Here is a 23,989-nt window from a genome sequence, read left to right as displayed (position 1 = left end):
TGGAAATGTAGGATCCGACGAAGCGGTCGATGTTGCCGAAGAGCCGGAATGGACGTGGTCGGAGCATGAAGCTGGTCATCCTGGGCGGCGGTGGTTTCCGCGTACCTCTCATCTATCGCGCGTTGCTCACCGACCGTTCGCCCGGCCGCGTGACCGAGGTCGTGCTGCACGACCTGGACGCCGCGCGGCTCTCCGCGATCGGCGGCGTTCTCGCCGAGCTCGCGACCGATGTGCTGGACGCGCCGACGGTGACGACGTCGACGGACCTCGACGGGGCGTTGCGCGGGGCGGACTTCGTTTTCTCCGCGATCCGCGTCGGCGGACTCGACGGGCGTGCGGCGGACGAGAGCGTCGCGGCAGGTTGCGGCGTGCTCGGGCAGGAGACAGTCGGTGCCGGCGGACTCGCATACGGCCTGCGTACCGTGCCCGTGGCGCTCGACATCGCACGCCGTATATCGGTGCACGCGCCGGACGCGTGGGTCATCAACTTCACCAATCCCGCCGGCATGGTCACGGAGGCGATGTCAGCGCACCTCGGAAGTCGCGTCATCGGTATCTGCGACTCTCCTGTCGGGCTCGGCAAGCGGGTCGCGCGGGCGGTCGGCGCCGATCTCGAAGACGTCTGGCTCGACTACGCCGGTCTCAACCACCTCGGTTGGCTGCGAGGCGTCCATGTGGGTGGGCGTGATGTGTTGCCGGACCTGCTCGCGGACACCGGGCGGCTCGAGTCGTTCGAGGAGGGCAAGCTCTTCGGCTCGGAGTGGCTGCGGACGTTGGGCGCGATTCCGAACGAGTACCTGCACTACTACTACTTCACGCGTGAGGCGGTGGAGTCCGGCGCGTCACGCGGAGCGTTCCTGCTGGAGCAGCAGAAGAAGTTCTACGCGGCGCCTTCGTGGGACAGCTGGGAGCGGACTCGGCTCGAGCGCGAGCAGACGTACATGGCCGAGACCCGCGACGACGAACGCGACAGCGACGACCTCGACGGCGGCGGCTATGAGCGGGTGGCCCTCGATCTGATGCACGCCATCGCGTCCGACAAGCAAGCCACCTTGATCCTCAACGTGCCGAACAGGACGACGTTGGCGTGTCTCGACGCGGACGCCATCGTCGAGGTGCCGAGCCTCGTCGACGCGAGCGGCGCGCGGCCGGTCTCGGTCAGCCAGGTGCCGGACGAGGGTGTCGGACTCGTCACCGCACTCAAGGTCGTCGAACGCGCCACCATCAAGGCGGCCATCAGCGGTGAGCGCGCGCATGCCGTGAAGGCGTTGGCACTACATCCGCTCGTTGACTCCGTGACCATCGCACGGAAGATCGTCGACACGCATCCGCTCCTGTCCGGTGTCTTCCGCGCTGACTTCTGAGGTCGTGGACTCCGACCTGTTGCGGCAGCTCGGTGAACGTGCCATGCCGGTTCGTCGAGCGCATCGCGAAGGACGACGTCGCTAGCGAGCGCGACATCTTCCGGCTCGTGTCGACGCGTGCGGACGGCGACGGGCGCACGTTCCATGGTCGCTTCCACACATACTCGCGGCGCACGGGACGGACGATGGCGCATGTGCGTTGACTACGACACGGACGAGCGATCAGCGACGCTGGAGGAGGAGTCGCACGCGGCGATCAACGTTGACGACGTCGACGCGTTCAGCGAGTGACCAGGGTCTGATGCCGAGTGGTGGAGTTCTTAACTACGCTCGTCCGCAAATGGACACCACCACCTCTCGCCGCGTGCCACTCGTCATGGGCATCGCCGTGCTCGTGCTGCTGCTGGACCAGGCCACGAAGTTCTGGGCCGAGAGCGCGCTGACCGGCCGCGCGCCCATTCCCGTGATCGGGGAGTTCCTGCAGCTCAGGCTCCTCTACAACCCCGGTGCCGCGTTCTCGATCGGTGCAGGGTCGACGTGGGTCTTCACCATCGTCGCGGCCGTCGCCGTCGTGATGCTCGCGCGGTACGGCATGCAGCCGCAGACGAAGCTGCGTGCGGCCGCGCTCGCGTTGATGCTGGGCGGCGCCACGACGCACCTGCTCGACCGGCTGTTCCGGCCGCCGGGCTTCGCGCGCGGGCACGTCGTCGACTTCCTCGACTACAACGGCTGGTTCGTCGGCAACGTCGCGGACATCGCGCTGGTCTGCGGCGCGATCCTGCTCGTGCTGCTGAGCTTCACCCCGACGAAGCAACCTGCCGAGTGAGGGTGTCGGCGCGGCGGGTCGTCTCGGGCAGCCGGTAGCGCGGGGCCAGACGCAGCACTTCGGTGCACGCCCGGTCCAGGTCGATCTTGTGACCGACCGACACGAAGACGGGTTTGACGCCGTCCTGGGTTCGCAGGGCTCGGCCAACGACCTCGTTGCCGTCGTCGCCGTCCATGACGAGGTTGCTCATGGACCCGCGGGCGTGACCAGGCTGCTCGAACGTGCCCATCGCGTTCTTCGCGACGCCGATGCTCGGGATGCCTGTGTGCACACCGAGATGACACGCCAGGCCGAACCGGCGCGGGTGTGCGAGGCCCTGACCGTCCGCGACCAACAGGTCTGGAGCGACGGTCACCTGATCGAGGGCGCGCAGCAGGACCGGCATCTCGCGGAACGCGAAGAGCCCAGGGATGTACGGGAATTCCGTCGTGTCCTCGACGACGACCTCGTCGAGGACGACCAGCGTCTTTGCATCGAACACCACGCAGACGCCCGCAACTGAGTCGTTGCTACGGTAGCCGACGTCCAGGCCCGCAACGGTTTCTATGCGCAGGTCAGAAGCACTTGTAGTGATCACTTGGGTGCGCAGGCGCTCTTGCATTGCGACGGCGTCGTCAACCGTTCTGGGCCATTCCACGGACGACAGTGTGCCGTGACTCGTCGTAGTGAGCGGCGAGCAGGTCGTCGCCGAAGTCACCTGAATGGCGACGCCAGACCGTGTGGACGTGGTTGGCCTCGTTGGCCGTGTTGTCGTATTCGATGAGCAGTTCCGGGCCCTGGACGCGGTAGTAGTGGCCTTCGCCCCGGCGCAGCGAGCCCTCCCAGGAGAAGTGCAGGCGTTCCGGGTCGATCTGGGCGAATTCCTCGTCGGCCAGTTCGTAGGAGAGCCGGTCGAGGTAGAAGCGGACGATGTCGACGAGCAGCTCCGCCGCGGGTTTGCCGAGTTGGGCCGGCGTCACGCCGATCGGTTCCGACGGGCTGATCCTCGGCGAGTTTCCCGTGCGGATGTCTTGGGGAGCGCTGTCCGAGACGACGGCCAGACGACGGGCGGTCGGGCCCATGCGGTCCAGGAGTTCGCGGGCGAGTTCTTCTTCCAGGTGAAGGGGCTGGCCGACGACGCGGCCGCGATAGGTGACGCGGGCCGGGTTCGCACCGAGGAAGAACGGTGTGGCCGAGACGCGGCCGTCGGCGACGACGACGTTCACCGACAGGTGGTGTCCTTCGATGCGCCATCCCCAGGGGTCGTCGCCGCCTGGGGTGCCGAAGAGCACTGTCCAGAAGTCGCCGCTGTGCCGATCGCGGTGCCCGCCTTCGCGGTGGTCGAGAACGTCTTCCAACGCCATCACCGCAGCGGCTTGTGCATAGGCGTGTGGGCTGAGCACGGTCGCGAGCATGCCGTGCACTGCCTTGCGTTGGTCTCGCCGAAGTTCGCCCAAGGCGAGTCCGGGGCGTATACCGGGCGTGTACGCCCAGCGACGCCTCAGGTCGTCGGTGACCTCGCGTATCGCATGTTCGCGCTGGTCAGCGGCGAGCAAACTAATATATCGGTGCGTGGCGTCAGCGACGTCGTGCAGCATGCTTCGAACTTATAGGCCGTGAGGTCAGCGGACTGGCAGCCGTTCCGCTGAAGTCTTGCGGTTGCTCCGAAGCTCGACACGTGCGTCGAAGGGTGTTAAAAATCTTACGTAATGAAGTTGCCACATGATGACGATGCCATCTGGCGCGCCCTCGCGAACCCCCTGAGGCGCGCGATTCTCGACGTTCTGCGCAAGGGCCCGCGCACCACGGGCGAGCTGGTCGAGGAGTTGGAGACCAGCCGGCATGTCGTCATGCAGCACCTCGGTGTGCTCCGCGAAGCCGATCTGGTGCTCGTGGAGCCGCGGGGCCGGAAGCGGGTCAACCACCTGAATCCCGTGCCCATCCAGCAGATCCATCAGCGGTGGGTCGCGCACTACGAGCAGAACTGGGCAGAGGCGCTGGTCGGCTTGAAGCTCACGGTCGAGAGCGCCGAACGGGAGGATGAGGACGTTGGCTGAACCCGGCATCGAGCTGTTGCACAGCATCGTGATCGCCGCGCCCATCGAGAAGGTGTGGGCGGAGATCACCAAACTCGATGGCAAGCAGCGCGCCATGATGGACGCGGTGCTCGACTCCGCGCTCGAACCGGGCGCGCCGCTGTACTACCGGTCGACCGATGGCAAGCGGGTCTTCGTCGTCGGCCGCGTCGTCGAGGTCGATCCGCCCCGGCTGCTCTCCCACACGCAACGGCTCACCATGCGCGACGATCCGTGGACCGTCGTCTCGTGGGAGTTCGAAGAGGTCGACGGCGGCACGCGGGTAACACTGCGCAACTCCGGTTGGCCTGAGGGCGTCAAGCGGCTCGACAAGGTCGACACGACTTGGAAGGGCATCCTCGCCGCGCTCAAGCAGGTCGTGGAGTCCGGCGATGTCGGCGCCGGCCTGAGGTTCCAGTACGTGATGATGCGCGCCTTCATGTGGGCGATGCCGGCAGGCACCAAGACCGAGAACGTGCCCGAACCGCCCGGTATCGACCGCGCCGTCTGAAACGTGAAACCTGGTTTTGCAACGACTCGTTTGACGTCGAAGTCCAAAGAGTCATTGCTAAGCGGCAGGTGAGAGCGGGGTGACGGGCAATATATTAGTTGCGTCAGCGCGGGGCGGTCGGAGCAATCGCGAAGCTCCGTCATGTCTGTCCAGACGTGAGAAGTTCGAGAGTTCGGCCTCCGGCACGGCGGGAAGCGCGACACCTGCGCGACGCGGACGGTTTCGTCGGGGACTTACCAGAGGTGGGAAGACGACGCCGGCTCTGCGGTAGCGGGCCATGATCGCCATTCGGCGTCCGACGCGCTTGAACTCGAAGTGCTGGCAGGTAGCCGTCGACGCTGCCCTTGGTAAGGAACCGCTGTGCTACCGCGAAGTCCCAAGAGCCGGGCACGCCGACGCCACCGAGGCGAGCGACGCGTGGTTGCGTGCCTCGGTGGCGTCGGTGTCCGCGTGGGCCAGCGTGTCGTCCGTGACGACGACGCCGCTGGTGCGGCATCAATGAGCTCTGGGACGAGCCAGGCAGGTGAAGGTTTCACCCGATCCGGCGAAGTGAGGAGTCCGGTGCCGGTCAGCCTTGGGCGATGTAGGCCTGCAGTTGGTCGTGCGATTGTTCGAGCTGGCCGATTCGGCTCTTCACCACGTCGCCGATGCTGACGATCCCGACCAGTTGCCCGTCGGACAGCACGGGCACGTGGCGGAAGCGCCGCTCGGTCATCACGATCGTGAGGCTGTCCACCGTGTCCGACGGCGAACAGGTGAAGACGTCGGCGGTCATGATCGCCGACACGGGGGAAGACAGCAGGTCGACTCCCACTTCGTGCAGTCGGCGGACCACGTCGCGTTCCGACACGATCCCCGCCACGCCGGACGAGCCGACGACGACGATCGCGCCGATGTTGTGTTCGGCGAGTGCTCTCAGCAGTTCGGACACTGGGACGTCCGGGGCGATTGTCGCGACCGCCGATCCCTTGGTGCGCAAAACGTCAGCGATCCTCATCTGGCGCCTCCGATCCTGTCGGTCCGGTAGCAACTCAGGCTAGATCGGATTCGGACAGAACGGGAGATCGAGCCCACGAAGGGAGCAGGGGACGTGGCCGATCGGTCACGTCCCCTGCTGGTGTCGCGCCTGGTTCGGCGTCGGCTACGCGGATCCTCCGCGGCGACGGGTCGCGAACTGGCGCGGCTGGACCACCGGCACCCGCTGCTGCGGCAGCTGGAAGTGCGTGTTCTGGTCCTGCTTTCCCCGCTTCTGCGCTCGTCGGGCGGCGCGGTTGCCCGGCCCTGCCTGGGGTTCGGGCTGGGATTGGGGCTGGGATTCGGGCTGGGGTTGGCTGGTGGCAGGCATGCGAAAGCCTCCTCGCGAAGAGGGCGTGCAAAGGGCACGGCGAAAGACGGCCGTGAGAGATGGACCCGCGCATGGGTCACCGAAGAAAGCGGGCGACGTCGAGGTCGCGAGGGCAGCGTCGAGAGCGCTGCGGGCTTCATCAGATGGACAGCATGCCCGCAACGCTAGCGACGCCGCCGCCTGGTGCCAACCGAATTAACCGCGGGTTCGAGCGGCGGCCGCGCCGGCGCCGAGCATCACGAGGATGACGGTGACCATCGCCCACTTGCGGGACTTGGTCATCGGCGTCGTCTCGGGGTCGAGTGGAAGATCCTTGCGGGGTTCGGGCTTCTGGCGCGCGGCGCGCGCCGGCACCGGCTGTTGCTGCGCGGCGGGAGGTGGTGGGGGCGTGGCGGCTGGGGGCTGCCGCACGACCGGGACGGGTGCGGGCGGCGCCGGCGTGGTCGTGGCGGGCGGGGCCGGAGGCGGCGGGGGCGGCGGCACCTCGGGGCGGGGTGCGGGAGGTTCGACGCGCGGCGGCATCGGGTTCGGCAGGCAGCCCGCCGCGTCGATCATGCCCATCCGCGGGCCGGTCGAGAGTTCTTGCGCGGTGCCGCCGGTGATGCGGTAGAAGCGGCTGCGGCCGTGGTGGCCGTTGTTGATGGCGTACACGGTGCCGGCCGAGTCGATCAGCACGGCGCCGTACGTGGACTTGCCGGGCAGACCGGCGATCTCCGTCCTGTCCAGCACGCGGCCGGACACCGGGTCGAACGTCACGACCTCGCCCGGTCCCACGCCCGCGGCCGAGACGCCGGTCAGCTTCCCGCTCGCCGGGTCGACGGTGAAGTCGTCGAGCGCGAGGGCGGGCCAGCCCAGCACGACGGTGCGCACGATCTCGAGGTACGACGGGCTGTCCGGGTCGATGTCGATGGCGTGCAGCCTCGCGTTGTCGCGCACGTAAAACGTGGTGCCGACGACCGCGCCCGCCGAGACGTCGTCGGTGCGGAACCAGTGCGCGTCAACGGGTCCGAGGTCGTTGACCACACCCTTGGTGTCGATCAGCACTACGTGCGACGGGTTCTTCCACCAACGGTGGCCCTTGGAGGTGAGACCGACCAGACGGCCCAGCCTCTGCGAATACCCCAGTGCATTCAGCGCGTAGTCCAGGCGGGCTACTTCCGTCACCCCACCGGATGAAACGTCCACTTTCGTGAACATCGAGAAGTCGCCACGATGGGATGAACGCACTTGATAAGCGTCACAGTTCGGCGCCGCCGCCTGAGCAACGGCGCTGGTGAAGGGCGCGGAAAGCACCAATAGCGACGAGACCGCGCCCAACGCGAGCGAATCACGCCGCCACCGGTATGGAGTAGCCCAATACGACAACCGGGTATTTCTGCCGCTGCCGCGCATTCCCACCTGACCATTACTCGTCAACCCCACCGTGCTGTACCGGTCACAGTAGACCGTGGTCTAATCCCACACCAAGAAAGGAGCCGAATTGAGCATTTACCTCAGTGGCACGCTCTGGGTTCTCGGTGCCGCCGCCATCTCCGCCGTTCTCGTCGTCATCACCCGCCGGTTCGGCTCGGAGGAAGTGGGCGAGAAGAACCTCGGGGCGGGCGGTTCGGTGTTCAGCATCGTCGCCGGCCTGCACGCGGTGCTCGCCGCGTTCATCCTCATCTCCCTGTTCGACTCGGCCAACGGCGCCGAGGAACAGGTGCAGAAGGAGGCGAACGCGCTCGTCGCCGTCGACTGGGCCTCGGACTCGCTGCCGGATCCCGCGAAGACGAAGGTCGACCAGCTGATCCGCGACTACGTGTCGACCGTCGTCGACGACGAGTGGCCGCGCATGCGCGACGGCGAGGAGGTCGGCAACCAGGGCTGGGCCACGTTGAACCAGCTCAGGGACACGATCTCGACCGCGGCGCCGGACGGCGGCTGGCAGGAGGACCGCAAGGCCGAGGCCGCGAACCAGCTGTGGGAGGTCTACCAGGCCAGGCAGGAACGTCTGGACGCGGCGGACAACGGCGTCAACCCGGTCGTGTGGCTCGCGCTGCTGATCGGCACCGGGCTCTCGCTGCTGTTCCCGTACCTGTTCCGCGGGCCGACCCTGACCTCGCAGCTGCTGATCACGATCACGCTGAGCTCGACGCTGGTCCTGCTGCTGTTCGCGATCTACCAGTTGCAGAACCCGTTCAGCGGTGGCGTCCTCATCCCGCCGGACGCGTTCAGCTCCGCACTGGACAGGCTCAGTTAGCGCGAATCGGCCGTTCCGCCCGCTTCCTCGATCTCCACGGACAGCACCTCGCCGTCGATGACCTTCGGCAACACGTCCGTGCGAGCGAAGTAGCGATTGGCGAATGCGCCGACCGCTCTGGTAGAGGCGGCGTCGACGCCACCACCGATGACGCCGCCCAGCAGCGGAACGCCCTTCGCCACGACGGTCCCGAGTTTCTTTGTACCGTATTTTGTGATGAGTGCCGACGCGGCCTTCTTCGTGAACTGCTTGATGCCGACCTTTTTGAACAGCTCGGTTCCGGCATTCCCGAGCAGGCACAGCAGGATCGCCATCTGCACCTCCTCGCTGTCCACGTCGTGGCCGCGCAACGACGCGATGGACGCGATGAGGTGCGTCTGGATGACGTACGTGGCCGCGATGTTGGACGGCAGCGAGACCGGCAGCGTGATCAGGCCACCGAGGTTCGTGACGAAGCCCTGCGCGCCCGCCAGCGCGACGTGCTTGCGGATGAGGTACTTGATCGCGTCGGTCTCGTCGCCCTTCTTGGCGAGCGCCTCGGACGCGGACTCGCGGGCACTCTTGAACGGCCCGAAGCCGTCCACGCCGGCGCGCAGCAGGTAGTCGGCGATGCCCTGCTGGACCTTGTTCAGCTCACCTTTGGACTCAGCCACATTCCCGACATTACGCGTCCGGACGGCATCACGAGACTTCAACAGGCGGTTCCAGCGTGATCACCGCGCCAGTGCTGCCGTCGACGGTGATGCGCTCACCGGTCCTGATCCGCGTCACGGCCTGACGCACGCCCACGACCGCCGGAATGCCGTACTCACGCGCCACGACCGCGCCGTGCGAGTTCGCCCCGCCCATCTCCATCACGAGGCCGCCCGCCGTCAGGAACAGCGGCGTCCACCCCGGATCCGTCGACGGCGCCACGAGGATCTCGCCGGGTTCGAGGTGCGCGCCGACCGGGTCCATGACGACGCGTGCGATGCCGGTGATCGTGCCCGCCGACGCCGGGGTGCCGACGAGGTCGCCCTCCACCGGGCCGCCGTGGTGCACCGCCTCGGGTTCCGTGCCGTCCGACAGCAACACGCGCGGGATGTGCCTGCGTCGCATCTCGCGGTCGTAGACCTCACGGCGCTCAGCCACCAGCGTGCGCAGATCTCCTTGTACGGAGCGCATTTCCTCGAAGTTCAGGAAGAAGACGTCGTCACGGGCGTCGAGGCGATCAGCCGCGACGAGCTCGGCTCCCAGGTCGGCGACGCGCTTCCGCAGCACGCCGAACAACGTGATGATCAGGTACTTCGGGTACTCCCGCAGGCCGGCGAGCACCCTGGTGCGGCGCAACGCGAAGCGCACGAACCAGCCACGTCCCCAGGCCCGCCCGGCCAGCGTCTCGATCATCGCCTCGGCTTCGGCGGCGCCTCGTGCGAAGACCGCGTCGGGGTGGGCCTGGTCGTCTTCGAGGCGCAGGAAGTTCTCGACGACGCCGATGACGTGCGCCGGGTCGTCGGACCACCGGGGCAGGCCGAGGTCGATCTCGGCGACGGCGCGGTGCCCCCACCGCGCGAGGAAGCGGTCGAGCGCGGCGGGGCGTTCGCCGTCGCGGAACTGCCGCAGCGCCTCGGGATCGTGGCGGATCTCCTGCGCCAGGTCCCACATCGCCATGTCCATCTCGGTGGTGATGTTGTTGGGCAGGCCGCGCAGGACCGTCTGCAGCTCCCCCGGCTTGGTCCTCACGACCTTGCCGACGAGGCCGAGCATCGCGAACCCGACCAGCGCGGTGGGTGCGAGCCTGGGCAGCACCGGCACGGTGCACCGCTGCAACGCCTGCTCGATCGAGAGGCTCGCGGCCTTCTCCAGCACCTCGCGTTCCATCAGCAACGCGGTGCGCACGGCCTTCTCGGGGTTCACCAGCGCCTTCACGGCGGTCACCGGCAGCCGGAACCGGCGGGCCAGCCTGAGCACGCGCTTCACCGCGGGCGTCGGGGAGGAGTTCCTGATCGCGAACCTCGGGTCGACGAACAGGCCTCGCAGCACCTCGGAGGAACGCGCCTCCATGACGCCGAGCAGACGCGTGATGAACTCGCGGCCGACCTTGCTCTGCAACACCTTGGTGACGTCGAAGAAGATGCGCTCGCCGGTCTCCACATAGGACTTGCTCTTCGGGTCGCCGATGACGATCTCGAAGGCGGCCTTGGAGATCTCCCGGAACACCGCGCGCCCCATCGGCGTGATCGGGCGTTCGAGCCCCTGCGCGAGGCTGAAGCAGAAGTAGACGTGCGCGCCGCCGTCCGCGTTGTCCGGCAACGGGAACAGCGTCGTGATCGGCCGCGCCTGGGTGAGGTGCAGGTCGCCGTCGTCGTCGATCGCCCACTCGGTGTCCTGCGGCGACCCGTAGTGCTGCTGCACCTTGCGGCCGAGAACGGCGAGCGCGTGGATCTGCCCGTCGGTGAGGCACTGGTCGTCGCTTTCGCCGGCCTCGACGTGCTCGGTGCCGCCGCCCGGTAGCGAGCGGATGACGAACTTCTTGTCCCCCAGCCGCTTCTCGACGATCTCACGGCCGTCGACGACGAAGTGGTCGGGGTTGACCGCGCCGGACACGACCGCCTCGCCGAGACCGGGGCTCGCGTCGATGACGATCTGTTCGCGCGTGCCGGTGACGGGGTTGGCCGTGAACATCACGCCGGACACCGCGGACTGCACCATCCGTTGCACGACAACGGCCAGGTAGGTGGTGGTGTGGTCGATGCCGTTCGTCTCGCGGTAGCTGACCGCGCGGTCCGTCCACAGCGATGCCCAGCACCGGCGCACCGCGTCGACCACCGCGTCCTCGCCGACGACGTTGAGGAACGTGTCCTGCTGACCCGCGAAGCTCGCGAACGGCAGGTCCTCGGCGGTGGCACTGGACCGGACAGCCACGGGCACGTCGTCGCCGAGCTTGCGGTATTCAGTGACGATCGCGTCCCGGATCTCCTGCGGCACAGCGGTGTCCAGCAACGTTCTGCGGGCATGCTCCGGAGTGGTGTCCGCCAGTTCGCCGGCTCGTGCGACGGCGCGGTAGGCGTCCGTGGTGACGCAGAAGCCGTGCGGCACCGGCAGGCCGGCCCTGGTGAGCTCACCGAGGTTCGCGGCCTTGCCGCCCACAGTGGCGAGCATCGTGCCGTCGATGGACTTGAAGTCGATGGTGAGCGCCATGGGTACCCCTCCAGGTTCCGCCTGAAGAGGAGGTTACGAGCGTTCAGCCGAAAACTCAACACGTGATGAATAAATCACCACTCCCGCGCAGGATGGTGAAGCCCCGCGCCATGTCCGCGGTGTGCAGAACTATGCGCATCACCTGCGGTTTCATCGGTGTGACCTAGGCTTGGGCACATGGATCTGGACCTGCGGAAGCTCCGGTACTTCGTGGCGGTCGCAGAGCAGCTGAACTTCGGCCGCGCCGCCGAGTCGTTGCACATCGCGCAGCCGGTGCTGTCGCGGCAGATCCGCGCGCTGGAGACGGAACTGAAGGTCCAGCTGTTCGACCGTTCGCCGAAGGGGACAGCGCTGACTCAGGCGGGCTCGCAACTGCTGGCCGACGCACGCCCGTTGCTCGCGCAGGCTTCCGCGTTGCTGCGGCGCGTCGGTGTGGCGGACACGTTCACGGTCGGGTTCATGCCCGGCCTGATCGTCACTTCCGCGCTGCGGCTGCTGGCGTCACGGCATCCCGGCCTGCGGATCGAGGTCGTGCGCACGACGTGGGAGGACCAGGTCGAGGTGATCCAGGACGGCCGCGTCGACGCCGGTTACGTGCGGCTGCCGGTGCCGATGGACGGGCTCCGCGTCGTGCCGCTGTTCACCGAACCGCGCGTCGCCGTGATCCCGGCGACGCATCGGCTGGCGGGCAAGGAAAGCGTGCTGGAGGCGGACCTGTCCGGCGAACGGCGCGTGACGCACACCGGCACTCCGGGCATCCGGACCGTCGAGGAGAAGCTGGAGCACGTCGCGATGCACGGCGGGGTGGCGATCCTGCCGTTGTCGACGGCGGTGTTCTACTCGCGCGAGGACTTGGTGCACGTGCCGATAGAGGACATCGCGCCGAACGAGGTCGCACTGGCGTGGGCGGAGCACCGGCAGACGCCGCTGCTCACCGAGTTCATCGCGATAGCCCAGCAGGTGTGAAGACGAAGCTGTCGCGGAAGCCTCCTTCGCCGCGCCTCGTCGCCATCAACCGCATCTCCGGCATGAAGTGGAAGAACACCAGCGACCCGGACCGGTCCGGGTAGCCGAGCGTCTTCGAGTACTTGGGATTCGTGCCGCCCAGCCACAACGGCGGCTCGCCGTACTCGGCGATCACGTCGTCGAGCAGGCAGTCCCGCTCCCCCAGCACACCGGGGATGCGGCTGTCGGCGTCGAGGCTCAGCCAGCCCTGCCGGTGCGCGAGATCCGCGTACACCGACGCCATGACGTCCTCGCTGCGGTGCCCGAGCGCCTCGTGCACCGCGCCGCTGACCATCGCCGCGTTCGCCGCACCGCGCTTGACCAACGCCTCGAGCTCGATCTGCCACCGGTCCGTGCGGTCGTCGGCGAACGCCAGCGCGTCGAGCAGGGTGAGGATCACCGCCTCACCGCCGTACATGCCGGGTCGCCGGACAGCGGCGTTGAGCTGACCGAGCAGGTACCGGCGTAAGTCGTCGAACGAAGGCATCTCTCCCCCTTAATGCGAGATGTTCTATCAGTTGCGGGTGGGCGAAACGGAATCGCCTTCACGACCGACAGGGGAGGCAACGACTGGGGAAGGATCACATGAGCACCAGCAACCAGCAGATCGTCGCGTACTGGGTCGAGCACGAGGTCGACCTCGTCATCGACTGGAGCACTGCTCACGAACGGTGCTGGCGCTGCGGTTACAGGTCCTCACTGGAGCAACACCTCGTAGTTCCCGCGTCAATGGGTGGCAGTCGCACCACGGACAACGTCGTGCTGCTGTGCGGGCGGTGCGTCAGCGAGTCGCCGAGCCACGTGGACCCGCGGTACCTGTGGCGGTGGCTGCGCGCGACGTCCGCGTCGTCGTTCGACACGTACTGGACGCTCCGGGGCTGGGAGGAGTTCGAGGTCATCTTCGGCCGCAAGCCGCTGGAGTGCTTCAAGGAGGCCGCGGTCAACCACCGTTCGCTGAACGCCGAGTGCCGGGCGCTCGCGGCGGACGAGTTCGCGCGGACCGTGGTGCGGTTCGGGGAGGGACGGCTCAACCCGTCGACGATCGCGTGCGTGATCGCGGAGGTGGAGAAGAAGCTGGCGGACCGGCACGGCATCACCTTGCCGTGACGCCAAGCCTCTCGTCGGTGATGTCGATCAGGAGGGCGGGCACCCAGAAGAACACCTTCGGGTCGCCCAACCCGGACTCCGTGAGCCACGCCGCGGCCCGGCGTGCCTCACGCTCGTCCTCGATCAACCCCCACGGTCCAGGCCGGATGCCCGTCGCTTGCCGGACGTCCCCGACGAGTCCGCCGAGACAGGTCCACGTGTGCCAGATCCCGGTGTCGAAGCCGACCAGCTCGTAGCCACGCACCGGACCGGAGTGCTCACCGGGGTAGGCCTCCCCGCGAGCCAGGCGGGCCGCCACACCGCCGTGCTCCGGGCGCACACCTGTCTCGGCGATGTCCTCGAGCAGAGCCGGAGCATCCGCCGCGGCGAAGCCCACGGCGAGTACGCGCAGGTCCGCGCGGGTGCATGACCGTGCGGCCGAGACGGCGTCGTCGAACCACTCGTCCCAGCCATCGCGCTCGGCCGGCACCACGTCAGCGACGCACCCGCTCATCGAGACCAGGTCACCGCCCGACAGTCCCGCGTCCTGCCAGTCCTCCCTGGCACCGCGCGCGGCCACCAGATATCCCGCCAGCAGCTGATCCACCAGAACCCCCCAGTCATGGCAGAGCCGGGACGACCAGCGGTCGCCCCGGCTCTGATCACCTACTTCCCATCAGCTGCAGCCGGAGGTGCTGCCGCAGCCCTCGCACAGGTAGCACGAGCCGGCCGGACGCATCTTCGTGCCACACGTCATGCACAGCGGCGCGTCCGCGGCCTTGCCCAGGTGCAGCTCCAGCAGCTCGGTCGAGCTGCCGACCTGCTTCGGCGCCTCGACGGCGGCCTCGACCTGCTTCGGAGCGGCCTCGACCGAGCCGCGCAGACCCTCGAGGTCCACATCGGACGACGCGGGCGCACCGTACTCGCCGGCCACCTGCGCCGAGCGCTCGTCGGCGGTGAAGATGCCGAGCTGCGCGCGCTTGTCGTAGGGCAGGTAGTCCAGCGCCAGGCGGCGGAACAGGTAGTCCAGCACCGACGTCGCGATGCGCACGTCCGGGTCGTCCGTCATGCCCGCCGGCTCGAAGCGCAGGTTCTGGAACTTCGAGACGTAGAACTCGAGCGGGATGCCGTACTGCAGGCCCACCGAGATGGACATCGAGAACGCGTCCATCACGCCGGCGAGCGTGGAGCCCTGCTTGCCCAGCTTGACGAAGATCTCGCCGAGGCCGTTGTCCGGGTAGGAACCGGCGTGCAGGTAGCCCTCGGCGCCACCGACCGTGAACGACACGGTCTGCGACGGGCGCTTCTTCGGCAGGCGCTTGCGGACCGGGCGGTACTCGACGACCGTCTCGGCCGCCTTGGCCTCGGCGCCCTTGTTCGCGCCCTTGCCGGCGGACAGCGGCTGGCCGACCTTGCAGTTGTCGCGGTAGATCGCGAGCGCCTTCAGGCCGAGCTTCCAGCCCTGGTAGTAGATCTCCTCGACCTCGGCGATCGTGGCCGTCTCCGGCATGTTGACGGTCTTGGAGATCGCGCCGGACAGGAACGGCTGCGTGGCCGCCATCATCCGCACGTGGCCCATGGGCGCGATGGAACGCTCGCCCATGGCGCAGTCGAAGACCTCGTAGTGCTCGCGGCGCAGGCCCGGCGCGTCGACGACGTGGCCGTGCTCGCCGATGAACTCGACGATCGCCTCGACCTGCTCGTCCAGGTAACCGAGGGCCTTGAGGGCGCGCGGCACCGTCTGGTTGACGATCTGCATCGAGCCGCCGCCGACGAGCTTCTTGAACTTGACCAGGGCCAGGTCCGGCTCGATACCGGTGGTGTCGCAGTCCATCATCAGGCCGATGGTGCCGGTGGGGGCCAGCACGGACGCCTGGGCGTTGCGCCAGCCGTTCTTCGCGCCGATCTCCAGCGCCTGCTGCCACGCCTCGGTCGCGACCTTGTGGGTGGCCGAGTCGTTGGCGCTGTAGGTGCGGATCAGGTCGTTCGCGGCGGCGTGCTTGCGCATGACGCGCTGGTGCGCCGTGGCGTTGCGCTTGTAGCCGTCGTACGCGCCGACCATGCCCGCGAGCTCGGCGGAACGGCGGTACGAGACACCGGTCATCAGCGAGGTGATGGTCGCGGCGAGCGCGCGGCCGCCTTCGGAGTCGTACGCGTGACCGGTCGCCATCAGCAGCGCGCCGAGGTTGGCGTAGCCGATGCCGAGCTGGCGGAACTTGCGGGTGGTGTCCGCGATCGGCTCGGTCGGGAAGTCCGCGAAGCAGATCGAGATGTCCATCGCGGTGATGATCAGCTCGACGGCCTTGGCGAACGTGACGGCGTCGAAACGGCCGTCGTCACCGAGGAACTTCATGAGGTTCAGCGACGCGAGGTTGCAGCTCGAGTTGTCGAGGTGCATGTACTCGGAGCACGGGTTGGACGCGGTGATGCGGCCCGACTCGGGGCAGGTGTGCCAGTCGTTGATCGTGTCGTCGTACTGGATGCCGGGGTCGGCGCACTCCCACGCGGCCTTGGCGAGCTTGCCGAACAGCTCCTTGGCGTCGACGCGCTCGATGACCTCGCCGGTCTGACGGCCGCGCAGGCCGAAGTCGTTGCCCGCCTCGTAGGCGTGCATGAACTCGTCCGACACGCGGATCGAGTTGTTCGCGTTCTGGTACTGCACCGACACGATGTCCGCGCCACCGAGGTCCATGTCGAACCCGGCGTCGCGCAGCGCGCGGATCTTGTCCTCTTCCCGCGCCTTGGTCTCGATGAACTCGACGACGTCCGGGTGGTCGACGTCGAGGACGACCATCTTGGCCGCGCGGCGGGTGGCGCCACCGGACTTGATGGTGCCCGCGGACGCGTCGGCGCCACGCATGAACGACACCGGGCCCGACGCGGTGCCGCCGGAGGACAGCAGCTCCTTCGACGAACGGATGCGCGAGAGGTTCAGGCCGGCACCGGAGCCGCCCTTGAAGATCAGGCCCTCCTCGCGGTACCAGTTGAGGATCGACTCCATCGTGTCGTCGACCGCGAGGATGAAGCACGCGCTGACCTGCTGCGGCGAGCTCGTGCCGACGTTGAACCACACCGGCGAGTTGAAGCTGAACACCTGGTGCAGAAGCATGTAGGTGAGCTCGTGCTCGAAGATCTCGGCGTCGTGCTCGCCCGTGAAGTAGCCGTGGTCCTTGCCCGCGCCCACGTAGGTCTTCACGACGCGGTCGATCAGCTGGCGCAGCGACTGCTCGCGCACCTCGCTGCCGACGGCCCCGCGGAAGTACTTGCTGGTGACGATGTTGGTGGCGTTCACCGACCACGACTCGGGGAACTCGACACCGCGCTGCTCGAAGTTCACCGAACCGTCGCGCCAGTTCGTCATGACGACGTCGCGGCGCTCCCACGTGACCTCGTCATAGGGGTGGCGGCCTTCGGTGGTGTAGACGCGCTGGATCTTCAGCGCGGCAGGCTTCGCAGCCGCCCGTGCGGCTGTCTTCTTGGCTGAGCCGCCGACGGTCTCGGTCACGGTGGATCTCCCTAGTGCAGGTGCTCGGAAAAGATGGTCGTCTCACGCGCTTTGGTGCGCGCGGATCACTGCTCGGCCGGTGCTTCCTCGGCTCTGGCAGTGCGAAGATCAAGAATTTCCTTCTCGAAGTCCTCGACGGACGAGAAGGACCTGTAAACGCTCGCGAAGCGCAGATATGCGACCTCGTCGAGCTCACGCAGGGGGCCGAGAATGGCGAGCCCCACCTCGTGGCTGGCGATTTCCGCGCATCCCGTCGACCGGATCGACTCTTCCACCTGCTGTGCCAGCACCTGGAACGCGTCCTCGTCGACCGGGCGGCCCTGGCACGCCCTGCGCACGCCCACGACGACCTTGTCGCGGCTGAAAGGCTCCGTCACGCCGGAGCGCTTGACCACGGCGAGAACCGCTTCTTCGACCGTGGTGAACCTGCGGCTGCAGCTGTTGCAGGAGCGCCGACGACGGATCACCTGACCCTCGTCGACCTCGCGGGAGTCGACCACCCGCGAGTCCGAATGGCGGCAGAACGGACACCGCACGCCACCTCACCCCTTCCCCCGCGCAGCACCCACCGCAGCAGCCTCACTGGTCGGGTTACCCACAACCTGTGGACTACTTACGTCGGTGCAACCACTAGATGTAGGGGTAGAACCTAGATCGCAACCCAACCCCCGCGCAACTCGACACGACGCATCGCGTGTCACCCTGTTGGGCGAACCGCCGACGATCAGCGGTGATTACGCAAAAAAGCCCGCCGGTGACGGAGAGTTCACGTCACGGCGGGCGTCGGAACACAAGATGTGGGGGCAGGACTACGGGGTGACCCCCGCCTGCTGTAGGTAAAGCACACCGAGCGCGACGACCGTCAGAGCGCTCAGGACACCGACGGCGACGAGTTCGAACAGCGACTCGCGCTTCGGCCGGACCTCACACGAGCTCGACTCGCGCCTGGCGGGCACCACGACCGGATGCGGCTTCGTCGCCGGGCGGCGCGGCATGACCCTGGGACCCGAACGGAGTGGACGTCCCGCTGCGACATCCGCGTCCTCGACAATGCGCAACCGCTTCTCGACGAGCACCGCCATCACGACCTCCATCGCAGGTCAAACACCTTGATCGAACAGGGGTTCGATCGAACGTCCGTGCGAATTTCTACCAGACCCGCTCTCCGAACGCCACAACACGCGCCCAAATACCTCGAACAGGTGTTTGATCTGTGCAGCAAACACGACTACCGTCGAGCACGAAGATCGACGGAGGCCGGAATCCCATTCGAACTGGGGGCGGCGAGGAGGACAGCGACCGTGGCAGGCAAGACGATCGACCCGGCTCTTGTGGAGACACAGATGAATGAGATCGCGGGGAACGCCGGCCTGACCCTGCGTCAGCGCAAGGTGCTCGACGTGATCCGCGATTGGGTCGACCGTTTCGGTTACCCGCCGAGCGTGCGCGAGATCGGCGAGGCCGTGGGCCTCACGTCGACCTCGTCCGTCGCGTACCAGTTGCGCGCGCTGGAGCGGAAGGGCTTCCTGCGCCGCGACCCGAACCGCCCGCGCGCGGTCGGGATGTTGCCGAACGAGATCGACGCCGGTCTCGACCCGATGTCCAAGCCGACGCCCGCGTACGTGCCGATGCTCGGCCGGATCGCTGCCGGTGGCCCGATCCTGGCCGAGGAGTCGATCGAGGACGTGTTCCCGCTGCCGCGTGAGATCGTCGGCGAGGGTGAGCTGTTCCTGCTGCGCGTCGTCGGCGACTCGATGGTCGACGCCGCGATCACCGACGGCGACTGGGTCGTGATCCGCAAGCAGCCCACGGCCGACCAGGGCGAGATCGTCGCCGCCATGATCGACGGCGAGGCGACCGTGAAGACGTTCAAGCGCAAGGACGGCCACGTGTGGCTGATGCCGCACAACACGGCCTACCAGCCGATCAACGGCGACGAGGCCACCATCCTCGGCAAGGTCGTGACGGTGCTCAGGCGCCTTCCGTAGCTTCTCCGCGGGCCCGTTTCTTCTTGCCGAAGAAGTCGAGCCACTTCTCGCGCGTGGCGTCCATGTCGACGACGACGAACGCGAAGAACTGCCCCATGTCCTTGAGGCGGGCACCGACCGGTGTGTCGAGACCGAAGATCTCGGCACCGTCCAGTCCGGTGTCCGCCCAGGTCGCGTTGCGCTGGCCGCTGGACAACCACGCCTGGTACCAGAGGTCGTCGCCCAGGAAGTAGCGCACGCGTTTGCCGTCGCGCTCGCTGTGCAGCAGGTCGATCTCCTGCAGGTAGGCCGTGGACCGCGAGACCGTCGCCGGGCTGACCGACAGCCGCAGCACGAGCTCGGTCGCGGTCAGGCTGCCCTTGTCGGTCATGAAGATCTCGGCGAGGATCCGCGCCGCCGTGCGCGACAGCCCGGTCTGGCGGAAGACCGCGAGCAGCCTCAGGTGGAACTCCTGCACCTTCACCGGGCTGCGGTCGAACGAGTACGCCTCCTCGTCGATGTCGAGGTCGTCGACGGACGGCATCCGGCGCATCGCCCGCTCGCTCGCCGCACGGTGCGCGGCGCCCGGCCGGTAGTTGTTGTGGCCACCGTTGCGGGTCACTTCGCGCTGGATCGTCGAGGCCGGCCTTTGCAACCGCCTCCCGATTTCGGAGTACCCCAGCCCGTCCCAGAGGAACTGGGCGATGAGCTGCCGTTCTTCTTCGTCTAGTCGCTTACCAGGCACAACATCATGGTGCCTTGCGCTCCAGGCCATTGCAATGAGTCTTTTGACTTCGTCCGCAAACGTTTTTAGCTTGCAAGGAGGGGAAACGACCTCGTTGCAAGGGGGAGCAATGCCACTGAGTCCGATGACGTTCCCGGATGGGCACGCCGGCTGGCGGGCGCACGACCACGCGACGGTGCGCGCGGTGCTCGCGGACGGCCGGTTCAGCATCCGGCCGGACCTGATGCACAACCCGTTCGGACCGGGAAGCCCCGGGGACGCGCCGCCGTCGCCGCCCGGTGCGTTCACCGACCACGACCCGCCGGACCACACGCGGTACCGGAGCAGGCTGACCGGTCAGTTCACGGTGCGGCGGATGCGGTTGCTCGCCGAGCGGCTCGAGGTGATCACCAGTGAGCACCTCGACGCGCTGGCCGCGCAGGGGTCGCCCGCCGACCTGGTCGAGCACTTCGCGGTGCCCGTGCCGGGGCTGATGATCTGCGAGCTGCTCGGGGTGCCGTACGGGCGGCGGACGGAGTTCCAGCAGGACGCGATGCTGCTCACCGGGGCCAGCGGCGCGGAGGCCGACGAGGCCGTCGCGATGTTCGCCGCGTTCGAGCGGCTGCAGCTGTTCATGCTGGAGATGGTCGCGGCCAAACGAGCGCGGCCGACGGACGACCTGCTCAGCGACCTGGTCCATGCGGACCACGATCTGAGTGACGACGAGATGGCCGCGATGGGCATGGCGTTGCTCGGCGGCGGGCTCGACACGACCACGAACATGTTGTCGCTCGGGACGCTGGAGCTGCTGCGCGAGCCGGCTCGGGTGCGGGCGATGCTCGCTGATCCCGGGGCGGCCGTCGAGGAGCTGCTGCGGTACATCAGTTTGACGCCCGCGACGGCGCGGACGGCGTTGGAGGACGTCGAGATCGACGGTGTCGTCGTGCGCGCGGGTGACACCGTGTTCGTCGAGCTGGGCTCGGCCAACCGTGATCCGGCTCGCTACGCCGATCCCGACGTTCTGGACCTGGCGCGGGGGACGGCGGGGCATCTCGCGTTCGGTCACGGCATCCACCAGTGCATCGGGCAGCACCTGGCGCGGATCGAGTTGAAGATCGCCTATCCCGGGCTGTTCACGCGGTTCCCGAAGTTGCGGCTCGCCGTCGGCGAGGGCGAGCTGCCGCACCGGGCGAGCCTGGTGATCGGCGGGCTCGAGCGGATGCCGGTCGCCTGGGACTGATCAGGCGCGGCGGCGGAAGCGCAGGCCGATGACGAGGGCTACGACGAGCACGAGGCCGCCCAGGCTCAGCGCCAGGGGCCAGTTCTGCCACGCGCCGCCCGACGAGTCCGGCGGCGCGGCCTCCGGCTGGTCAGCGGCCGGGGGTGGCGTCGTGGTCGTCGTCGGCGGGGCTGGCTGGGCCAGGGCCGCGGCGCCCGCGACGGCGCGGATCGGGGTGCCCGCGCCTTCGGAAGCGGAGAGCAGGGTGCCGTCCGGGTCGAAGGCGATGGCCTCGCCCTGGGGCTCGTTCGGCAGCGGGACGCGGACCGGGTCGCCGGACAGGGCCTTGACGACGTCACCGTCGGGGACCGGGTACAGGTACGCGTCGGTGTAGGTGCGCAGGGCGATGACGGAGCCGTCGGCCATGGAGGCCGCTCCGGTCACCAGGCGCGAGTCGAGAGTGCCCTCCAGCGGGCCGCCGGGGGTGTCCGTCGTCGACAGCGACACGCGGGTGACCTGCTCCAACGGCACCGACGCATCAGTTCGGAGCGGGGCAGTCGGGCGGTACACCAGCGCGGAGCCGAGGGGTTCCTTGGTGATGATGTACGGCGTACCGGACTTGTCGATGAGCAGCGCCTCGGCGTCGTGCTTGCCGTCCGGGTACGTGACGCGGAACCGCTCCACGGCACCCGAAGGCGACACCTTGTGCAGGGCGACCGTGGAGCGGGACTTGCCGTTGTCGCCGGTGTCGGACGCCCAGAGGGTGCCGTCCGGCGTCATCGCCAGGTCTTCGACGTCGTACGGGTCGACGGGCGCAGTGATCGTGCGCTTCACGACGCAGTCGCGGCCCATGACCTGGATGCGCAGCGTCCCGTTGTCGCTGTCGCTGACGGCGAAGAACTGCTTGCCGTCGGACGTGAGCCCGGAGAGCTCCTGCATGGCTACCGGGCACACGTCCACCGGTGGGGGCGGGAGGATCAAGCAGGCGTCCCGTTCGTCGCGAACTCCTCGAGCACGCCGGCGAGGTCCGGACGCACGCGGGCGCTGAGCAGCGTGCCCGACTCCGTGTGCTTCTCGGACAGCACCTCGCCGTCGCGGTGCACGCGGGCGACGACCTCGCCGCGCGCGTACGGCACGAGGGCCTCGACCACGACCTCGGGCCGGGGCATCAGCTCGGCGATGCGGACCCGCAGCTCCTCGATGCCGAGGCCCGAGTGCGCCGACACGAACTCGGCGTCCGGGAACAGGTGCCGCAGCCGGGCCATGCCCAGATCGCCCACGGCGTCGATCTTGTTCACGACGAGCAGCTCGCGCGGCATCGGCGTGCCGGACTCGTCGTTGATCTCGGCGAGGACCTCGCGCACGGCCTTGACCTGCTTCTCCGGCATGCCGTCGGAGCCGTCGACCACGTGCACGAGCAGGTCGGACTGGCCGACCTCCTCCAGCGTGGAGCGGAACGCCTCGACCAGCTGGTGGGGCAGGTGCCGGACGAAGCCGACCGTGTCCGTCAGCGTGTACGGCAGGCCTTCGGGCGTCAGCGCGCGGCGCGTCGTCGGGTCGAGGGTGGCGAACAGCGCGTCCTCCACCAGGACACCGGCGCCCGTCAGGGCGTTGAGCAGCGACGACTTGCCCGCGTTCGTGTACCCCGCGATCGCGATGCTCGGGATCTCGTTCGCCGTGCGGCGACCCCGCTTGGTCTCGCGGACGACGCCGATCGCGGCGATCTCGCGGCGCAGCTTGGCGATGCGCGCGCGGATCCTGCGGCGGTCGGTCTCGATCTTGGTCTCACCGGGACCGCGCAGACCCACGCCACCGTTGCCACCGCCGGCACGACCACCGGCCTGGCGCGACAGCGACTCACCCCAGCCGCGCAGCCGCGGCATCAGGTACTGCAGCTGGGCCAGCTCGACCTGCGCCTTGCCCTCCTTGGACTGCGCGTGCTGCGCGAAGATGTCCAGGATGAGCGCGGTGCGGTCGATGACCTTGACCTTGAGCTTCTCCTCCAGCTGACGCAGCTGGCCGGGCGAGAGCTCACCGTCGCAGATCACCGTGTCCGCGCCGGTCGACTGCACGACGTCCCGCAGCTCCGAGACCTTGCCGGAGCCGATGTACGTCGCCGCGTCCGGCTTGTCACGGCGCTGTACGACGCCTTCGAGCACCTCGGAGCCCGCAGTCTCGGCGAGGCGGGCGAGTTCGGCCATCGACGCGTCGGAGTCGGCTGCCGTGCCCTCGGTCCACACCCCGACGAGCACGACCCGCTCCAGGCGAAGCTGGCGGTACTCGACCTCGGTGACGTCCTCGAGCTCGGTGGAGAGCCCCGCGACACGGCGCAGCGCGGCACGCTCGACGCGTTCGAAGTCACCGGTGGAGAGTTCTTCCTCTTCCCAGGTGGTGTCGAACTCGGGGTCGAACTCTGTGCTCTGGATGTTTTCCGTCATTTGCCCTTCATCGTCCCACGGACAGTTAGTCCCCCGGATACACCGCGAGGTAGATCGCCACACGGGGAACATCCGGATCGACCGGTTGCGCGGCCAGCTCATCCATCAACGACGCGAGCCGCTGCTTTAGTTCCTCGGGGTCGACGGTGACGACCAGACGGCTCTGATCCACGTCACTGAGCCCGATGTCGGCGACCTCGCCGAGGAAAGCGTGCAGCATCGCCTCGCCGACGGCGACCGCATTTTCGCTGTTGTCGAGCTGCCACGACAGCCCTGTCGACCGGTACGGGATCTCTTTCGCGCCCCGGTTGCCCGCACGGGACGGCATCGCCTGCAGAAATCCGGCGGCGACGAGCTTGCGCACGTGGTGCAGCGTCGTGGCCGGGTCCTTGCCGAGGCGCTGCGCCAGCTCCTTGTTGGTGAGCGGGCGCTCGAACGTCATGCGGATCATCCGCAGCCGCAGGTCAGAGCTCAGCGCCGCGGCCTCCTCGCTCGTCGCGGGACGTCGCTTCCGGGAGAGTGGCAC

General features: G+C 68.0%; 26 protein-coding genes. 10 read left to right on the top strand and 16 right to left on the bottom strand.

Annotation, left to right across the window (positions count from 1 at the left end; genetic code table 11):
- Positions 1 to 65 precede the first annotated feature (65 nt).
- Complete coding sequence (locus IEY88_RS36180; RefSeq protein ID WP_189159422.1) at positions 66 to 1,364, top strand: 6-phospho-beta-glucosidase; 1,299 nt, start codon at positions 66 to 68, stop codon at positions 1,362 to 1,364.
- A gap of 340 nt (positions 1,365 to 1,704) precedes the next feature.
- Complete coding sequence (gene lspA / locus IEY88_RS36175; RefSeq protein ID WP_189159421.1) at positions 1,705 to 2,190, top strand: signal peptidase II; 486 nt, start codon at positions 1,705 to 1,707, stop codon at positions 2,188 to 2,190.
- Here lspA and IEY88_RS36170 read toward each other — a convergent pair.
- Entirely contained in the window at positions 2,162 to 2,791 is a 630-nt protein-coding gene (locus tag IEY88_RS36170; protein WP_189159492.1) for an endonuclease V, read from the bottom strand. The two genes, lspA and IEY88_RS36170, sit on opposite strands and share 29 nt — an antisense overlap.
- Positions 2,792 to 2,804: 13 nt before the next feature.
- A complete protein-coding gene (locus tag IEY88_RS36165; protein WP_189159420.1) occupies positions 2,805 to 3,767 on the bottom strand; it encodes a DUF3500 domain-containing protein in 963 nt (320 codons plus the stop codon).
- A gap of 111 nt (positions 3,768 to 3,878) precedes the next feature.
- Between IEY88_RS36165 and IEY88_RS36160 the strand changes: the two genes are divergently transcribed.
- From IEY88_RS36160 to IEY88_RS36150, 3 genes are all read left to right on the top strand, one after another.
- Positions 3,879 to 4,226 (top strand): ArsR/SmtB family transcription factor, encoded by a 348-nt coding sequence (locus IEY88_RS36160; protein ID WP_189159419.1) that lies wholly within the window; start codon positions 3,879 to 3,881, stop codon positions 4,224 to 4,226.
- Complete coding sequence (locus tag IEY88_RS36155; protein WP_189159418.1) at positions 4,219 to 4,755, top strand: SRPBCC domain-containing protein; 537 nt, start codon at positions 4,219 to 4,221, stop codon at positions 4,753 to 4,755. Before IEY88_RS36160 ends, IEY88_RS36155 begins: the two co-directional genes overlap by 8 nt.
- Before the next feature lie 277 nt (positions 4,756 to 5,032).
- Positions 5,033 to 5,257 carry a hypothetical protein gene (locus tag IEY88_RS36150; protein WP_189159417.1) on the top strand — a complete coding sequence of 75 codons (225 nt, stop codon included), beginning with the start codon at positions 5,033 to 5,035 and terminating at the stop codon, positions 5,255 to 5,257.
- 66 nt (positions 5,258 to 5,323) lie between these two features.
- Here IEY88_RS36150 and IEY88_RS36145 read toward each other — a convergent pair whose 3' ends face one another.
- From IEY88_RS36145 to IEY88_RS36135, 3 genes are all read right to left on the bottom strand, one after another.
- Complete coding sequence (locus IEY88_RS36145) at positions 5,324 to 5,752, bottom strand: CBS domain-containing protein (RefSeq protein WP_189159416.1); 429 nt, start codon at positions 5,750 to 5,752, stop codon at positions 5,324 to 5,326.
- Positions 5,753 to 5,896: 144 nt separating this feature from the next.
- Positions 5,897 to 6,100 carry a hypothetical protein gene (locus tag IEY88_RS36140; protein WP_189159415.1) on the bottom strand — a complete coding sequence of 68 codons (204 nt, stop codon included), beginning with the start codon at positions 6,098 to 6,100 and terminating at the stop codon, positions 5,897 to 5,899.
- Positions 6,101 to 6,295: 195 nt separating this feature from the next.
- The gene (locus IEY88_RS36135; RefSeq protein WP_189159414.1) at positions 6,296 to 7,264 is read right to left on the bottom strand and encodes a DUF6923 family protein; all 969 of its coding nucleotides are present in this window, start codon (positions 7,262 to 7,264) and stop codon (positions 6,296 to 6,298) included.
- 316 nt (positions 7,265 to 7,580) lie between these two features.
- On the opposite strand from IEY88_RS36135, the gene IEY88_RS36130 reads away from it, so the two are divergent.
- Entirely contained in the window at positions 7,581 to 8,339 is a 759-nt protein-coding gene (locus IEY88_RS36130) for a bestrophin-like domain (RefSeq protein ID WP_189159413.1), read from the top strand.
- Here IEY88_RS36130 and IEY88_RS36125 read toward each other — a convergent pair.
- Both IEY88_RS36125 and IEY88_RS36120 read right to left on the bottom strand, forming a co-directional pair.
- A complete protein-coding gene (locus tag IEY88_RS36125; RefSeq protein WP_189159412.1) occupies positions 8,336 to 8,992 on the bottom strand; it encodes an EcsC family protein in 657 nt (218 codons plus the stop codon). The genes IEY88_RS36130 and IEY88_RS36125 overlap by 4 nt on opposite strands.
- Positions 8,993 to 9,020: 28 nt before the next feature.
- Positions 9,021 to 11,519, bottom strand: coding sequence for a PEP/pyruvate-binding domain-containing protein (locus IEY88_RS36120; protein ID WP_189159411.1), 2,499 nt, complete (start codon positions 11,517 to 11,519; stop codon positions 9,021 to 9,023).
- A gap of 177 nt (positions 11,520 to 11,696) precedes the next feature.
- On the opposite strand from IEY88_RS36120, the gene IEY88_RS36115 reads away from it, so the two are divergent.
- Positions 11,697 to 12,485, top strand: coding sequence for a LysR family transcriptional regulator (locus IEY88_RS36115; RefSeq protein WP_189159410.1), 789 nt, complete (start codon positions 11,697 to 11,699; stop codon positions 12,483 to 12,485).
- Here IEY88_RS36115 and IEY88_RS36110 read toward each other — a convergent pair.
- Complete coding sequence (locus IEY88_RS36110) at positions 12,460 to 13,011, bottom strand: hypothetical protein (RefSeq protein WP_189159409.1); 552 nt, start codon at positions 13,009 to 13,011, stop codon at positions 12,460 to 12,462. The two genes, IEY88_RS36115 and IEY88_RS36110, sit on opposite strands and share 26 nt — an antisense overlap.
- A gap of 98 nt (positions 13,012 to 13,109) precedes the next feature.
- Here IEY88_RS36110 and IEY88_RS36105 point away from each other — a divergent pair, with 98 nt between their 5' ends.
- A complete protein-coding gene (locus IEY88_RS36105; protein ID WP_189159408.1) occupies positions 13,110 to 13,631 on the top strand; it encodes an HNH endonuclease in 522 nt (173 codons plus the stop codon).
- On the opposite strand, the gene IEY88_RS36100 is transcribed toward IEY88_RS36105, so the two are convergent.
- The 4 genes from IEY88_RS36100 to IEY88_RS36085 all read right to left on the bottom strand — a co-directional run bounded on the left by IEY88_RS36100 (position 13,618) and on the right by IEY88_RS36085 (position 18,209).
- A complete protein-coding gene (locus tag IEY88_RS36100; RefSeq protein WP_189159407.1) occupies positions 13,618 to 14,217 on the bottom strand; it encodes a hypothetical protein in 600 nt (199 codons plus the stop codon). The two genes, IEY88_RS36105 and IEY88_RS36100, sit on opposite strands and share 14 nt — an antisense overlap.
- 69 nt (positions 14,218 to 14,286) lie before the next feature.
- Complete coding sequence (locus tag IEY88_RS36095) at positions 14,287 to 17,115, bottom strand: vitamin B12-dependent ribonucleotide reductase (RefSeq protein WP_189159406.1); 2,829 nt, start codon at positions 17,113 to 17,115, stop codon at positions 14,287 to 14,289.
- Positions 17,116 to 17,180: 65 nt separating this feature from the next.
- On the bottom strand, positions 17,181 to 17,651 hold the full coding sequence (nrdR, locus tag IEY88_RS36090; RefSeq protein ID WP_089924179.1) for a transcriptional regulator NrdR: 471 nt from the start codon (positions 17,649 to 17,651) through the stop codon (positions 17,181 to 17,183).
- Positions 17,652 to 17,924: 273 nt separating this feature from the next.
- Positions 17,925 to 18,209 (bottom strand): hypothetical protein, encoded by a 285-nt coding sequence (locus IEY88_RS36085; protein WP_189159405.1) that lies wholly within the window; start codon positions 18,207 to 18,209, stop codon positions 17,925 to 17,927.
- A 249-nt stretch (positions 18,210 to 18,458) separates the two neighbouring features.
- On the opposite strand from IEY88_RS36085, the gene lexA reads away from it, so the two are divergent.
- Positions 18,459 to 19,103 carry a transcriptional repressor LexA gene (lexA, locus tag IEY88_RS36080; RefSeq protein ID WP_189159404.1) on the top strand — a complete coding sequence of 215 codons (645 nt, stop codon included), beginning with the start codon at positions 18,459 to 18,461 and terminating at the stop codon, positions 19,101 to 19,103.
- Here lexA and IEY88_RS36075 read toward each other — a convergent pair.
- Complete coding sequence (locus IEY88_RS36075) at positions 19,087 to 19,827, bottom strand: GbsR/MarR family transcriptional regulator (protein WP_189159403.1); 741 nt, start codon at positions 19,825 to 19,827, stop codon at positions 19,087 to 19,089. The genes lexA and IEY88_RS36075 overlap by 17 nt on opposite strands.
- Before the next feature lie 124 nt (positions 19,828 to 19,951).
- On the opposite strand from IEY88_RS36075, the gene IEY88_RS36070 reads away from it, so the two are divergent.
- Entirely contained in the window at positions 19,952 to 21,046 is a 1,095-nt protein-coding gene (locus tag IEY88_RS36070; RefSeq protein WP_189159402.1) for a cytochrome P450, read from the top strand.
- Here the strand turns inward: IEY88_RS36070 and IEY88_RS36065 are convergent, their stop codons facing one another.
- From IEY88_RS36065 to IEY88_RS36055, 3 genes are read right to left on the bottom strand one after another with little or no spacing between them, the layout of a single operon-like run.
- Complete coding sequence (locus tag IEY88_RS36065; RefSeq protein ID WP_189159401.1) at positions 21,047 to 22,006, bottom strand: SdiA-regulated/phytase-like domain-containing protein; 960 nt, start codon at positions 22,004 to 22,006, stop codon at positions 21,047 to 21,049.
- A complete protein-coding gene (gene hflX, locus IEY88_RS36060; protein ID WP_189159400.1) occupies positions 22,003 to 23,463 on the bottom strand; it encodes a GTPase HflX in 1,461 nt (486 codons plus the stop codon). Before hflX ends, IEY88_RS36065 begins: the two co-directional genes overlap by 4 nt.
- 25 nt (positions 23,464 to 23,488) lie before the next feature.
- The gene (locus IEY88_RS36055) at positions 23,489 to 23,989 is read right to left on the bottom strand and encodes an ArsR/SmtB family transcription factor (RefSeq protein WP_268241282.1); all 501 of its coding nucleotides are present in this window, start codon (positions 23,987 to 23,989) and stop codon (positions 23,489 to 23,491) included.

Source organism: Lentzea pudingi (genome assembly GCF_014646255.1).
GTDB lineage: Bacteria > Actinomycetota > Actinomycetes > Mycobacteriales > Pseudonocardiaceae > Lentzea > Lentzea pudingi.
Note: the sequence above shows the minus strand (reverse complement) of the source record. Positions and strands in the feature narration are given on the sequence as shown.